Source organism: uncultured Nocardioides sp. (genome assembly GCF_947489365.1).
In the GTDB taxonomy this organism is placed as follows: domain Bacteria; phylum Actinomycetota; class Actinomycetes; order Propionibacteriales; family Nocardioidaceae; genus Nocardioides.
Genome location: NZ_CANLDB010000007.1, coordinates 105423 through 117744 on the forward strand (window position 1 = coordinate 105423; position 12322 = coordinate 117744).

General features: G+C 73.6%; 13 protein-coding genes. 10 read left to right on the top strand and 3 right to left on the bottom strand.

The features are described from left to right. Positions 1–3 precede the first annotated feature (3 nt). Complete coding sequence (locus Q0858_RS17705; RefSeq protein ID WP_299057265.1) at positions 4–1569, top strand: leucyl aminopeptidase; 1566 nt, start codon at positions 4–6, stop codon at positions 1567–1569. 208 nt (positions 1570–1777) lie between these two features. On the opposite strand, the gene Q0858_RS17710 is transcribed toward Q0858_RS17705, so the two are convergent. Continuing rightward, positions 1778–2170 (bottom strand): hypothetical protein, encoded by a 393-nt coding sequence (locus Q0858_RS17710; RefSeq protein ID WP_299057267.1) that lies wholly within the window; start codon positions 2168–2170, stop codon positions 1778–1780. Between the two features lie 110 nt (positions 2171–2280). Here Q0858_RS17710 and lpdA point away from each other — a divergent pair, with 110 nt between their 5' ends. The 3 genes from lpdA to Q0858_RS17725 are packed head-to-tail and all read left to right on the top strand — an operon-like array spanning position 2281 to position 6641. Further along, positions 2281–3672 carry a dihydrolipoyl dehydrogenase gene (lpdA, locus tag Q0858_RS17715; protein WP_299057270.1) on the top strand — a complete coding sequence of 464 codons (1392 nt, stop codon included), beginning with the start codon at positions 2281–2283 and terminating at the stop codon, positions 3670–3672. A gap of 27 nt (positions 3673–3699) precedes the next feature. After that, complete coding sequence (sucB, locus tag Q0858_RS17720; RefSeq protein ID WP_299057273.1) at positions 3700–5700, top strand: 2-oxoglutarate dehydrogenase, E2 component, dihydrolipoamide succinyltransferase; 2001 nt, start codon at positions 3700–3702, stop codon at positions 5698–5700. 50 nt (positions 5701–5750) lie between these two features. Continuing rightward, positions 5751–6641: a TIGR01777 family oxidoreductase gene (locus Q0858_RS17725; protein WP_299057276.1), complete on the top strand. Its 891-nt coding sequence runs from the start codon at positions 5751–5753 to the stop codon at positions 6639–6641. Positions 6642–6653: 12 nt separating this feature from the next. Here Q0858_RS17725 and Q0858_RS17730 read toward each other — a convergent pair whose 3' ends face one another. After that, complete coding sequence (locus Q0858_RS17730) at positions 6654–7220, bottom strand: hypothetical protein (RefSeq protein WP_299057278.1); 567 nt, start codon at positions 7218–7220, stop codon at positions 6654–6656. An 86-nt stretch (positions 7221–7306) separates the two neighbouring features. Here Q0858_RS17730 and lipB point away from each other — a divergent pair, with 86 nt between their 5' ends. The 6 genes from lipB to Q0858_RS17760 all read left to right on the top strand — a co-directional run bounded on the left by lipB (position 7307) and on the right by Q0858_RS17760 (position 11499). Further along, the gene (gene lipB, locus Q0858_RS17735; RefSeq protein ID WP_299057281.1) at positions 7307–8050 is read left to right on the top strand and encodes a lipoyl(octanoyl) transferase LipB; all 744 of its coding nucleotides are present in this window, start codon (positions 7307–7309) and stop codon (positions 8048–8050) included. Positions 8051–8087: 37 nt separating this feature from the next. Next, positions 8088–8849 (top strand): hypothetical protein, encoded by a 762-nt coding sequence (locus tag Q0858_RS17740; RefSeq protein ID WP_299057285.1) that lies wholly within the window; start codon positions 8088–8090, stop codon positions 8847–8849. 23 nt (positions 8850–8872) lie between these two features. Next, positions 8873–9784, top strand: coding sequence for a lipoyl synthase (lipA, locus tag Q0858_RS17745; protein WP_299057584.1), 912 nt, complete (start codon positions 8873–8875; stop codon positions 9782–9784). Positions 9785–9808: 24 nt separating this feature from the next. Next, entirely contained in the window at positions 9809–10564 is a 756-nt protein-coding gene (locus Q0858_RS17750; RefSeq protein ID WP_299057288.1) for a DUF4191 domain-containing protein, read from the top strand. 3 nt (positions 10565–10567) lie between these two features. Beyond that, positions 10568–11140 carry a hypothetical protein gene (locus tag Q0858_RS17755; protein WP_299057290.1) on the top strand — a complete coding sequence of 191 codons (573 nt, stop codon included), beginning with the start codon at positions 10568–10570 and terminating at the stop codon, positions 11138–11140. Between the two features lie 152 nt (positions 11141–11292). Then, entirely contained in the window at positions 11293–11499 is a 207-nt protein-coding gene (locus tag Q0858_RS17760) for a hypothetical protein (protein ID WP_299057291.1), read from the top strand. Between the two features lie 81 nt (positions 11500–11580). Here the strand turns inward: Q0858_RS17760 and Q0858_RS17765 are convergent, their stop codons facing one another. Then, entirely contained in the window at positions 11581–12321 is a 741-nt protein-coding gene (locus tag Q0858_RS17765) for a hypothetical protein (RefSeq protein WP_299057293.1), read from the bottom strand. Between the last annotated feature and the right edge of the window lies 1 nt (position 12322).

Consider the following 12322-nt stretch of genomic DNA (forward strand, 5'->3'; position numbering starts at 1 on the left):
CGGATGACCACCTACGCCCTGCGCAAGGCCAGTCCCGCCAGCACCCGCGCCGACGCCGTCGTGGTCGGGGTGCTCCCCACCGACTCCGGACCCCGGTTGCACCCCGCCGGGGACGCCGTCGCCGAGGCCTGGGGACGCCGTCTCCAGCCGCTCCTCGCGACCCTCGGCGTGACCGGCGAGGCGGGCGAGGTGCACCACGTCCCCACCGCCGGGTCGATCACCTCGCCGCTGCTGGTGCTGGTCGGGCTCGGCTCCCCCGACGCCCCGGCCAAGGGTTCGAAGGGCGCGTCGGGTCGCCGGCGCGGCTCCCTGCCGACCACCGTCGGGCACGACGCCGTACGCCGCGCCGCGGGTGTCGCCGCCCGCAACATCCCCAACGCCGCCTCGGTCGCCCTGGCGCTGCCGGCGGACACCCCGGAGCTGGTCCGCGCGGTGCTGGACGGGTGGGTGCTCGGCGGGTACGCGTTCGACCGCTACCGCAGCGACGACAAGGCCGCCGACCGCCGCCCCGGCGAGGTCGTCGTCCTCACCGACGGCGCGAAGCGCAAGGAGACGGTCGCGGCGTTCGAGCAGGCGCAGGTCGTGGCCTCCGCCGTCGCCGCCGCCCGCGACTGGGTCAACACCCCCGCCGGCGACCTCACCCCGCCGCAGTTCGTCGAGGCCCTCACCGCGGCGCACGGCGAGCTGACGAAGGGCCGCGGCGCCCCGAAGGTCGGCCTGCGGGTCATCGACGAGACCGAGCTCGCGGACCTCGGTTGCGGCGGCATCATCGGCGTCGGCAAGGGCTCCTCGGCGCCGCCCCGGCTGGTCGAGCTGACCTACGAGCCGAAGGGCGCCACCCGCCACCTCGCGCTGGTCGGCAAGGGCATCACGTTCGACTCGGGCGGGCTGTCGATCAAGCCCGCCGCGTCGATGGCGACGATGAAGCTCGACATGGCCGGCGCCGCCGCCGTCACCCACGCCACCTTCGCGATCGCCGCGCTCGGCCTGCCGGTGCGGGTCTCCACCTTCGTGCCGCTCGCCGAGAACATGGTCTCCGGCACCTCGACGCGTCCCGGCGACGTGCTGACGATGTACCGCGGCAAGACCGTCGAGGTCTCCAACACCGACGCGGAGGGCCGTCTGATCCTCGCCGACGCCCTCGGGCGCGCCGTCGAGGCGGAGCCCGACGCGATCGTCGACGTCGCCACGCTCACCGGCGCCATGGTGATGGCGCTCGGTGACCGCGTCACCGGCGTCCTCGGCACCGACGACGTCGTCGAGCAGGTCCTCACCGCCGCCGGCACCGCGGGCGAGGCGTCGTGGGGCATGCCCATCCCGGAGGAGATGACGGACCGGGTCCGGAGCAGCAAGATCGCCGACCTGGCGCAGGCGGACGGCGTCCGCTGGGGCGGGGGGCTCTTCGCCGCGGCGTTCCTGCGCGAGTTCACCGACGGCCGCCCGTGGGCGCACCTCGACATCGCCGGCCCGTCGTTCAACACCGGCGAGGCGTGGGGCCACGTCACCCCCGGCGGCACCGGCACCGCGGTCGCCACGCTCGTCGACCTCGCGCGGTCGTACGCGGAGTAGGCGGAGCGCGCGGCCCGGGCGCGGTCTCGACGACCCGCGCTCGCTGCGCTCGCGTGCTGCTCGACCACCTGGTCCGCGGCACCGGCGATCGAGGTGCGGGGCCGGCCACGGCCGAGCCACGAGATCCGGTGACGGTCCGCGCGACCCTCACCGGGTCTCGTGGCTCGTCGCCAGGGCTCCTCGCACCTCGACCTCCGGTGACGGGGGCTCAGCCCCCCAGCAGGCGCTTGCGCTCGGCCTTCTCCGCGGCCGTCCTGCGGGAGTTGAAGTCGCGCATGCGCTGCGGGATGCCGACGACGGCGGCGTCGTAGCTCGGCACCTGGTGCTTGTTGCAGAAGCTGTGCGCCCACTGCACCGACGGGACCCGGCGGCGGGTCCACTCGCCGTCGTGGGCGACGAGCAGCAGGGTGACGTCGCTGACCGCGGTGCGGGGCTCGACGAAGCCCTCGACGCCGTGCCGGGCGGTGACGAACTCACGCAGGTGCTTCTCGTCCTCGTGGTCCGAGGCGCGCACCGTGGTGGACCCCGTGCGGGCGGAGTCGGAGCCGGGACGACGCATCCGGGGGCCGCCGCCGCGGCGGAAGCGGTCGAACAGAGCCATGCCTCCATCATGCCAACTCCGTGTGCACCCGGTGTCCCCTCGACCCCCATGGGTGGTTGGATGGTTCCGCCGCGACGGCAGGCACCGCGAGGACGGGGAGGCGACCAGCAGTGACGCAGGACAGCCCGAGCACGCACGCCGACGTGCTGGTGCTCGGAGCCGGTTCGGGTGGCTACGCGTGCGCGCTCCGCGCGGCACAGCTCGGTCTCAGCGTCATCCTGGTCGAGAAGGACCGCCTCGGCGGGACCTGCCTGCACGTCGGCTGCATCCCCACCAAGGCGCTGCTCCACGCCGCCGAGGTCGCCGACTACGCCCGACACGCCGCGTCCGTCGGTGTCCGCGCGACGCTCGAGGGCATCGACATGCCCGCCGTGAACGCCTACCGCGACAAGGTCGTCGGCCGCCTCTACAAGGGCCTGACCGGCCTGATCTCCTCCCGCGGCATCACCGTGGTCGAGGGCGCCGGCCGGGTCACCGGCCAGCGCCAGGTCACCGTCGACGGGACGACGTACACCGGTGAGCACCTCGTGCTCGCCACCGGCTCCTACGCCCGCTCGCTGCCCGGCATCACCCCGGACGGCGACCGCGTCCTGCTCAGCGACCACGCGCTCGCGCTGGACGAGGTCCCGACCTCGGTCGTCGTGCTGGGCGGCGGAGTCATCGGCTGCGAGTTCGCGTCCGTGTGGGCCAGCTTCGGCGCGCAGGTCACGATCGTCGAGGCCCTGCCCCGGCTGGTGCCCGGCGAGGACGAGGCCTCCTCGAAGGCCCTGGAGCGTGCGTTCAGTAAGCGCGGCATCACCGTCCGCACGGGCACGGCGTACGAGAGCCTGAAGGTCGGCGACGGCAGCGTCGCGCTGACCGTCACCGGTGGTGAGACCATCGAGGCCGAGCGGATGCTCGTCGCCGTCGGCCGCGGCCCCTCCACCGACGGCATCGGGCTGGAGACGATCGGCGTCGAGGTCGACCGCGGGTTCGTGCTCGCCGACGACCGGTGCCGCACCGCCGCCGAGAAGACGTACGCCGTCGGCGACATCGTCCCGGGCCTGCAGCTCGCCCACCGCGGCTTCGCGCAGGGCATCTTCGTCGCCGAGGACATCGCCGGCCTGGAGCCCGAGCCCGTCGACGAGTCCGCGATCCCCCGCGTCACCTACAGCCACCCGGAGGTCGCCTCCGTCGGGTTCGACGAGGCCGCCGCCGTGCTCGCGTACGGCGAGGACCAGGTCGAGACCGTCACCTACGACCTCGGCGGGAACGGGAAGTCGCAGATCCTGGGTACCTCCGGCTTCGTGAAGCTCGTCCGCCGCACCGACGGCCCCGTCGTCGGGATCCACCTGGTCGGCGAACGGGTCGGCGAGCTCGTCGGCGAGGCCCAGCTGATCTACGGCTGGGAGGCTCACCCCGAGGACGTCACCCCGCTCGTCCACGCCCACCCCACGCAGCACGAAGCACTCGGGGAGGCCCACATGGCCCTCGCCGGCAAGCCGCTCCACGCTCACGCCTGACCTGAAACCCGCGAAGGAAGAGACCTCATGGCCACCGAAGTCACCCTGCCGGCCCTCGGCGAGTCCGTCACCGAAGGCACCGTCACCCGCTGGCTGAAGTCCGTGGGCGACGAGGTCGCCGTGGACGAGCCGCTGCTCGAGGTCTCGACCGACAAGGTCGACACCGAGATCCCCTCCCCGGTCGCCGGCACGCTGCTGGAGATCAAGGCCGAGGAGGACGAGACCGTCGAGGTCGGCGCCGTCCTCGCGACCGTGGGCGAGGAGGGCGAGAGCGCCGGCGACGCCGACGACACCGCCACCCCCGAGGCCGAGCCGGCCGACGAGGACGAGGCCGCGAAGAAGGCCGAGCAGGAGGAGCAGATCGCCGAGGAGAAGGGCGGCGAGCTCCCCGACGGCGACGTGACCCCGGAGAAGGAGAAGCAGGACGACACGTCCGCTCCCGCCGCCGAGTCCGGTGACGCCTCGCAGGCGTCGTCCGACGGCGACTCCTCCGGTGGGTCCTCCGGCGGCTCCGGCGACGCGACCGCCGTCACGCTGCCCGCGCTCGGCGAGTCGGTCACCGAGGGCACCGTCACCCGCTGGCTGAAGTCCGTCGGCGACGAGGTCGCCGTCGACGAGCCGCTGCTCGAGGTCTCCACCGACAAGGTCGACACCGAGATCCCCTCCCCCGTCGCCGGCACGCTGCTGGAGATCAAGGTCGAGGAGGACGAGACCGTCGAGGTCGGCGCCGAGCTCGCGCTCGTCGGATCCGGCGAGGGCGGTACGGCGACCCCCGAGGCGCAGCCCAAGGACGAGGGCGAGGCCGAGAAGAAGGCCCAGCAGGAGGAGGAGATCGCCGAGGAGAAGGGCGAGCTGCCCGCCGGCGACGAGACCCCCGAGTCCGATAAGGGCTCGGCCGCCCCGGCCGCCTCCGACGACCACTCCGACGAGGGCGCCGCCGCCGAGACGAACGCCGAGGAGCCGGCCGCCGAGAAGGCGCCCGCCCCGACCAAGGAGAGCGCCGCCCCCGCGGCGTCTTCCACCACCTCGGGGTCCTCCGACTCCGGGTCGTCCTCGAAGCCCTCGGGCTCCGGCGACGGCGGCAGCTACGTGACGCCGCTGGTCCGCAAGCTCGCCGCGCAGCACGACGTCGACCTGTCCAGCCTGACGGGCAGCGGCGTGGGTGGCCGGATCCGCAAGCAGGACGTCCTCGACGCGGCCAAGGCCCGCGAGTCCGCCGCGGCCGAGGCCCCGGCGGCCTCCGCCCCGGCCGCGTCCGCTCCTGCCGCCTCGGCGCCCGCCGCCGGCGGCAGCGCCCCCGCGGTCAACCCGTCGCCGCTGCGCGGCACGACCGAGCCGATGTCGCGCCTGCGCAAGGTCATCGCCTCCCGCATGGTCGACTCGCTGCAGACCTCGGCGCAGCTGACGCAGGTCATGGAGGTCGACGTCACGAACATCGCGCGCCTGCGTGACGCGAAGAAGGCGGAGTTCCAGGCCCGCGAGGGCGTGAAGCTCACCTACCTGCCGTTCTTCGCGAAGGCCGCGATCGACACCCTGAAGCAGCACCCGAAGCTCAACGCGACGATCGACACCGAGAAGGGCGAGGTCGCCTACCACGACCGCGAGAACGTCGCCTTCGCCGTCGACACCGAGAAGGGTCTGCTGACCCCGGTCGTCAAGGACGCCGGCGACCTGTCGATCGCCGGGCTGTCCAAGAAGATCGCCGACGTCGCCGAGCGCACCCGCACGAACAAGATCGGCCCCGACGACCTGTCGGGCGGCACCTTCACGATCACGAACCTCGGCAGCTTCGGGGCCCTGTTCGACACCCCGATCATCAACCAGCCGCAGGTCGCGATCCTCGGCCCCGGCGCCGTGGTGAAGCGTCCCGTCGTGATCGACGACCCCAACCTGGGCGAGACCATCGCGGTGCGCCACATGGTCTACGTGGCGCTGACCTACGACCACCGCCTGGTGGACGGCGCCGACGCCGGCCGCTTCCTGCGTGAGGTCAAGCAGCGCCTCGAGGCCGGGCAGTTCGAGGTCTGAGCTCCACCCGTCCGCACCACACCGGCACGTCAGACAGAGGGGCACACCCCATGAAGGTCGTCGTCGCAGGATCCTCCGGGTTCCTCGGCAGCCACCTGGTACGACGCCTGCGCGAGCGCGGCCACGAGGTCACCCGCCTCGTGCGCCGCGCGAGCGAGGGGCCGGACGAGTCCACCTGGGACCCGGACGGCGGTGCACTGGACCGGACCCTGGTCGGTGGCGCCGACGTCGTCGTCAACCTGGCCGGCTCCCCCACCGCGGGCAACCCGCACTCGAAGAAGTGGGCCCGCGAGCTCCGCGAGTCGCGGATCCGGACGACCAGCCTGCTGGCCGGCGTGATCGCGGACGCGGAGCGGAAGCCCGCCTACCTCGCGGGCAACGGGATCTCCTACTACGGCGACCACGGCTCGGCGGTGCTCACCGAGTCCGCCGACAGCCGCGGCGACGCGCTGCTCACCTCGGTGACCCGGGAGTGGCAGGCGGCCGCCGACCCGGCCGCCGACGCCGGGGCCCGGGTCTGTGTCCTGCGCACCGCGCCGGTGATGGACCGCCGTGCCGCCCCCCTGAAGCTGCTGCTGCCGCTGTTCAAGGCGGGTCTCGGCGCGCGGCTCGGGGACGGCAGCCAATACATGCCGATGATCTCGTGCCGCGACTGGGTCGCCGCGACGGTGCACGCCGCGGAGCACGACACGCTGAGCGGGCCGCTGAACCTGGTCTGCCCCGACGTGCCGACCAACGCCGAGTTCACCCAGGCGCTGGCCTCGGCCGTACGGCGACGCGCGTTCTTCGCGGCGCCGTCGTTCGTGATCGACAAGGCGGCCGGCGCGATGGGCGACGAGCTGCTCGGCTCGGTCCGCGCGCGTCCGCTGGCGCTCGAGGAGTCGGGCTTCACCTTCCGTGACGCCGACGTCCGCGACGTCATCGCGACCGGCCTGCGCTGACGGCCTCCCCGCCTACCCGCCCACCCGGGCGAGGAGCCAGCGGCCCTCGACCAGCCGCCACGTCGTGCGGTGGGTGGTGGCGGCGTCGTCGGGCAGCGCCCGGGAGCTGGCGCCGTCGGTGACCTCGCCGCCCGCGACGCGGTCGGTGACCACCAGCACCCGTCGTACGGGGGTGGCGCGGCGCATCTCCGCCGACAGCACCTGGGTCCGGAGCCCCTCCACCCGCAGCCCGCGGTCGACGTACCGGCTGAGCATCGCGACGTCGCGCTCCCCCGTCGTCGACCCCTCGGTGTAGAGCGCCGTCAGGGCGGCGGCGTCCCCCTCGGCCCACGCCTGCGACCGAGCGGCGTCGAAGTCACGCAGCATGTCGAGCCCGTCGGGGGTGTCCGGGACCGCCAGCGGGTCCTCGGGCGAGACCGCCGGCTCGTCCGGCGTCGCGTACCGCGGCGTCGCCTCGCTGGCCGGGTCCCCGATCAGCCCGGTCACGACCACCGCGGCGGCCACCACCACCGCCGAGGCGAGCACGGCGAGCAGGACCGCGACGGGCGGTCCGGTCCGGTGGCGGGCGACGTGCTTCACGCCTCCCACCCTGCCCCCGCGCCGCCTCCCCCGCATCCGGTCGTCCACAGGTCACGGCTCGACCGCGCCGGACTACCCTCGGACCCGTGGATCTCGACGTGCAGGTGCTGGGGCTGGGCGACGACGCGGTGGACTACCGCGAGGCCTGGGAGCGCCAGCGCGAGGTGCACGCCGCGGTGGTCGCGGGTGAGCGTCCGCCGACGCTGCTGCTGCTCGAGCACCCGCCGACCTTCACGGCGGGTCGTCGTACCCGCCCCGAGGACCACCCCCTCGACCCCGGCGGCGCGCCCGTCATCGACGTCGACCGCGGCGGGACGATCACGTTCCACGGTCCCGGCCAGCTGGTCGGCTACCCGATCGTGGCGCTGCCGGAGCACGTCCGCGTCGTCGACTACGTACGCCGCGTCGAGGAGGCGCTGATCGGCGTGTGCGCCGAGCTCGGGGTCGAGACCGCCCGCGTGCCCGGGCGCAGCGGGGTGTGGCTGCGCGCCGACGAGCCGGGCCGCGGGATCCGCCCGGAGCGGAAGGTCGCCGCGCTCGGCATCCGGGTGTCGAAGGGCGTGACGATGCACGGCTTCTCCCTGAACTGCGACGTCGACCTCGGCTGGTTCGACCGCTTCACCCCCTGCAGCATCGACGACGCCGGCGTCACCTCCCTGTCCTCCGAGCTGGGCCGCCGGTTCACGCCCGCCGACGTCCTGGGCGTCGTGGAGCGGCACGTGAGCGAGCTGCTCGCGTGGGCGCCGTACGACGCGACACCGGACTACGAGCCCCGCCCGGACCCCGCCAGGCGTGGCCCCCGCGTCGAGCTGGTGCGTCCCGGCGCCTGAGGTGTGACCCGCCGGCACGCCGGGAAGGCTGCCGGTCGTGCGCACCCCCACCGACGAGCGGACCGGTCGTCACGGGGTCGCCTGGGCCGGCGCCCTGCTGCTCCAGGGCAGCGCCACCCTCTTCGCGGGCCTGGACGTGCTGGCGCGTGCGGGGGCGTCGACCTCGGCGCGTGAGCAGCTCGACCTGGCGGCCCCGCTGGTCGTCGGTGTCGGCCTGGTGCTGACCGTGGTCCTCAGCTCACTGCTCGTCCGGTGGCGGGCTCCGGCGCCCGAGCTCACCGCGGTCGTCCCGGTCCTGGTGCTGGCGCCGTACGGGGTCCTCGCGCCCTGGACCGCCCTGCTGTGGACCGACTCCGGCTTCCCCCTCGCCGAGGAGGGGTCGTGGACCGGTGGCCTGCTCGTCACGGGGCTGACCCTGGCCGCGCTGGGAGTCGGAGCCCTGCTGCTGGGGTGGGTCGCCGGTCGTGTGCCGGCCGACCCCGTCGTGCTCTGCGTGGTCCTGCTGGGGCCGGTGGCGATCGCCCGGATCGTCGACCTGACCCGCACGTCCGTGCCGGCGGTCACGGACCTCGACTTCCCGGTCCGCTTCAGCCTCGGCGTCGTGGCCAGCGGTCACCCGCAGCGGTACGAGGGGTGGGCCTGCTCGGCCCTGGCCGTCGGGATCTGCGAGCGGACGGTCGGACCGGTGGGCGCCGGCGTCCACCTGCTCGCGCTGCTCGCCGTTCTGGTCGCGGTCGCCGTCGCGGCGAGTGCCGCGAGTCGGGGCCTGCGTCGGCCCCGGCGTAGGCTGAGCCGGTGACCATCGCACCCGACGGACGCAAGATGCTGCGCCTCGAGGTCCGCAACAGCGAGACCCCGATCGAGCGCAAGCCCGAGTGGATCAAGACCCGCGCGAAGATGGGGCCGGCGTACCGGCAGCTCCAAGACCTGGTGAAGGGCGAAGGCCTCCACACCGTGTGCCAGGAGGCCGGCTGCCCCAACATCTTCGAGTGCTGGGAGGACCGGGAGGCGACGTTCCTCATCGGCGGCGACCAGTGCACGCGCCGCTGCGACTTCTGCCAGATCGACACCGGCAAGCCGCAGCCGCTCGACCGTGACGAGCCCCGCCGCGTGGCGGAGTCCGTGCAGAAGATGGACCTGCGCTACGCCACCATCACCGGCGTCGCCCGCGACGACCTCGAGGACGGCGGGGCGTGGCTGTACGCCGAGACCGTGCGCGTCATCCACGAGCTCAACCCCGACACGGGCGTCGAGAACCTCATCCCCGACTTCAACGGCAAGCCCGACCTGCTGCGCGAGGTCTTCGAGTCCCGCCCCGAGGTGCTGGCCCACAACGTCGAGACGGTGCCGAGGATCTTCAAGCGGATCCGTCCGGCGTTCCGCTACGAGCGGTCCCTCGACGTGATCACCCAGGCCCGCGACTTCGGGCTGATCACCAAGTCGAACCTGATCCTCGGCATGGGCGAGACCCGCGACGAGGTCTCGCAGGCACTGCGCGACCTGCACGAGGCCGGCTGCGAGCTGATCACCATCACGCAGTACCTGCGCCCCTCCGTGCGCCACCACCCCGTCGAGCGGTGGGTGAAGCCCGAGGAGTTCGTCGAGCTCAAGGACGAGGCCGACCAGATCGGCTTCTCTGGCGTGATGAGCGGGCCGCTGGTGCGTTCGTCGTACCGGGCGGGGCGGCTGTACCGTCAGGCGATGGACGCGCGCGCGACCGCCGCGACCGCCTGACCGAGGAAGAGGCACAGCACCACGATGTCGAGCACCACCGGGCAGTCCCGCGCCGAGAAGCGAGCCGCCAAGAAGGCGGCCAAAGCCGACGGGGGCGAGCAGAAGCAGGGTCGTCTCGCGCAGATCCGCGACACGTACACGATGACCAAGCGGGCCGACCCGAAGATCGGCCTGATCCTCGCGGCCAGCTTCGTCGTCGGTGCGCTCATCGGGTTCGGGATCTTCTTCTTCATCCCCGGCCCGAGCCTGCTGTTCGCGATCCCTGGCGCCCTGCTGTTCGGCCTGCTGGCCACGATCATCGTCTTCGGACGCCGCGCCCAGGCGTCGGCGTACTCGCAGATGGAGGGGCAGAAGGGTGCCGCCGCGGCTGCGCTCACCATGCTCAAGCGCGGCTGGAAGACCGACCCCGCGGTCGGCTTCAACAAGCAGCAGGACGTCGTCCACCGCGTCATCGGCCCGCCCGGCATCGTCCTCATCGGTGAGGGCGACAGCGCCTCCCGCCTGCGGACGCTGATGGTCTCCGAGCGCAAGAAGCACGAGCGGGTGCTGTCCGACATCCCGGTCCACGAGGTCGTCTGCGGCCGCGGCGAGGGCGAGGTGCCGCTGCCGAAGCTCGTGAAGCACCTCCGTAAGATGGACAAGCAGGTCAAGCCGGCCGAGCTCACCGACGTCCGCGCCCGCATCAAGGCCGTCGACGCCCGCCGCGGCACCGTCCCGCTGCCCAAGGGCCCGGTCCCGTCGAACATGAAGGGCATGCGGCAGAACATGCGCGGCCGCTGAGCCGTGCGACCTGCCGCCGTCGCCCCGCTGGCGGTGCTCGCCGCGCTCCTCGCGGCGTGCGGCACCGACTCGTCGAGTGACACGTCCGGGACCGAGACAGCTGCGGCGTACGACGCCGAGCGGGTCGCCCCGCCCGCGGACCAGAGGCGCCCGTACTCGGAGACCGAGCCGGAGAGGCTGACCACCGAGGTCGAGCTGGACGGCGGCGGCGTGATGGCGCTGTGGATCGACCCGGACGGCTTCCGCAAGGTCTGGGCCCAGCACTCCGACCCCGACGACCCCGACGCGTGGACCGAGCCGGTCCTGCTGTTCGAGGCCGGCGACGGGTGCCTCGAGGTCGAGGCCGACGCCGCCGGCGGCACCGTCGCGGCGACGCTGGACTGCTACGAGACCGACGCCTTCGTCCAGCAGGCCCCCGACGAGTCCCAGGCCGCCGTCACCACCGACCTCGACACCTGGGACGTCGAGTTCTTCCTCGAGCTCTACACCGAGCCCGTCGTCAGCGCCGACGGCAGCAGCGTGGACTGGAAGGACTCCTCCGTCGCCTGGACCGCCGACGGCGGCTTCACGGACTGACCCGGACACCCACGGCGGGCGCCCCGGGGTCTGCGTGTCGTCCGTGACTCACGGGATGCGTCACAGACGACACCGTGAGCGCTCACGCACTACCGTCGCGGCCATGTCGGAGCACACACGCGGTCGCCGTCCCCGACCTCCCGGGAGCTGACGTGCTGACCCTCCTGCTCGTGTACGCCGCGGGGTTCGTCCTGACGGGCGTCGCCGTCACCCTGCTCGCGCGCCGTCACGGCTCCACGGGCCCCCACCGGACCCTCCTCTTCGCTGCACTGTGGCCGTTGGTGGCTGTGGGCCTGCTCGTGAGCGCCGCGGTCTTCGCGCCGATCGAGGTCGCCGCTCGGCTCCGCCGCCGCAGCTGACCTCCGCCCGGTTCCCCGTCACCGGGTGTCGAGGCTCACCCGCTCCTGCCTCGCGGGCTCACACCTCAACCACCGAGGCGGTCAGACCGCCACGAGCGCCAAGGACCCCAGCGCCAGCGACCAGCTGACGAAGCTGCCGACGAGGAAGTACTCGGTGAGCTGGTGGACCTTGGCCTGCTCGCGGGGCGACTGCAGCTCCGGCCAGCGCAGGAGGCCCTTGGCGGCGATCACGATGCTGGCGGCGGTCACCTGGCCCGCCAGGCCGAGTCCGAGGATGACGAGGCGCTCCATTGGCCCCAGCAGCCGGCCGCCCTTGAGCTCGGTCGGCGGGTGGTCGGGGCTGTCGATGATCTCCGGCGCGGCGGTGTCGGTGGCGGCGAGCACCAGGCGGACGACGAGGTTGCCGGTGGCGAGCTGGACGCCGCCGAGCGCGATCACCAGCAGCAGCCGGTCGGGGTCGCCGGCGGCGACCGTCCACGGCAGGTCGGACGCCCAGCGCTGCCACGGCCCGCCGGCCGCCGGGGCCAGCGGGGAGACCAGCAGCGCGAGCACGACTCCCCCGCCCAGCACCGCCAGCGCCAGCAGGGAGGCCAGCGCGGTGCCCGAGGGCGCGATCGCGACCCGCACGAGCAGGCTCCACGCCACCACGACGAGCGCGGCGCCGAACAGCGCCGGGATGCCCGCGGGCCCGACACCCACCAGCGCCCCGAGGACCAGCACGACGAGCGCCCCCACGGCCTCCGGCACGACCGGACCGGGCCAGCGCCCCCGGACGAGGTCGACGACGGCCACGCCGAGCAGCAGCAGCGACAGCCACGTCATC

Bases quoted from the DNA above. Each gene is read 5' to 3' on its own strand.
- lipA (WP_299057584.1), top strand. From the start codon at position 8,873: ATGCTGCGCCTCGAGGTCCGCAACAGCGAGACCCCGATCGAGCGCAAG.
- sucB (WP_299057273.1), top strand. From the start codon at position 3,700: ATGGCCACCGAAGTCACCCTGCCGGCCCTCGGCGAGTCCGTCACCGAA.
- Q0858_RS17725 (WP_299057276.1), top strand. From the start codon at position 5,751: ATGAAGGTCGTCGTCGCAGGATCCTCCGGGTTCCTCGGCAGCCACCTG.
- Q0858_RS17750 (WP_299057288.1), top strand. From the start codon at position 9,809: ATGTCGAGCACCACCGGGCAGTCCCGCGCCGAGAAGCGAGCCGCCAAG.
- Q0858_RS17705 (WP_299057265.1), top strand. From the start codon at position 4: ATGACCACCTACGCCCTGCGCAAGGCCAGTCCCGCCAGCACCCGCGCC.
- Q0858_RS17710 (WP_299057267.1), bottom strand. From the start codon at position 2,170: ATGGCTCTGTTCGACCGCTTCCGCCGCGGCGGCGGCCCCCGGATGCGT.
- Q0858_RS17765 (WP_299057293.1), bottom strand. From the start codon at position 12,321: ATGACGTGGCTGTCGCTGCTGCTGCTCGGCGTGGCCGTCGTCGACCTC.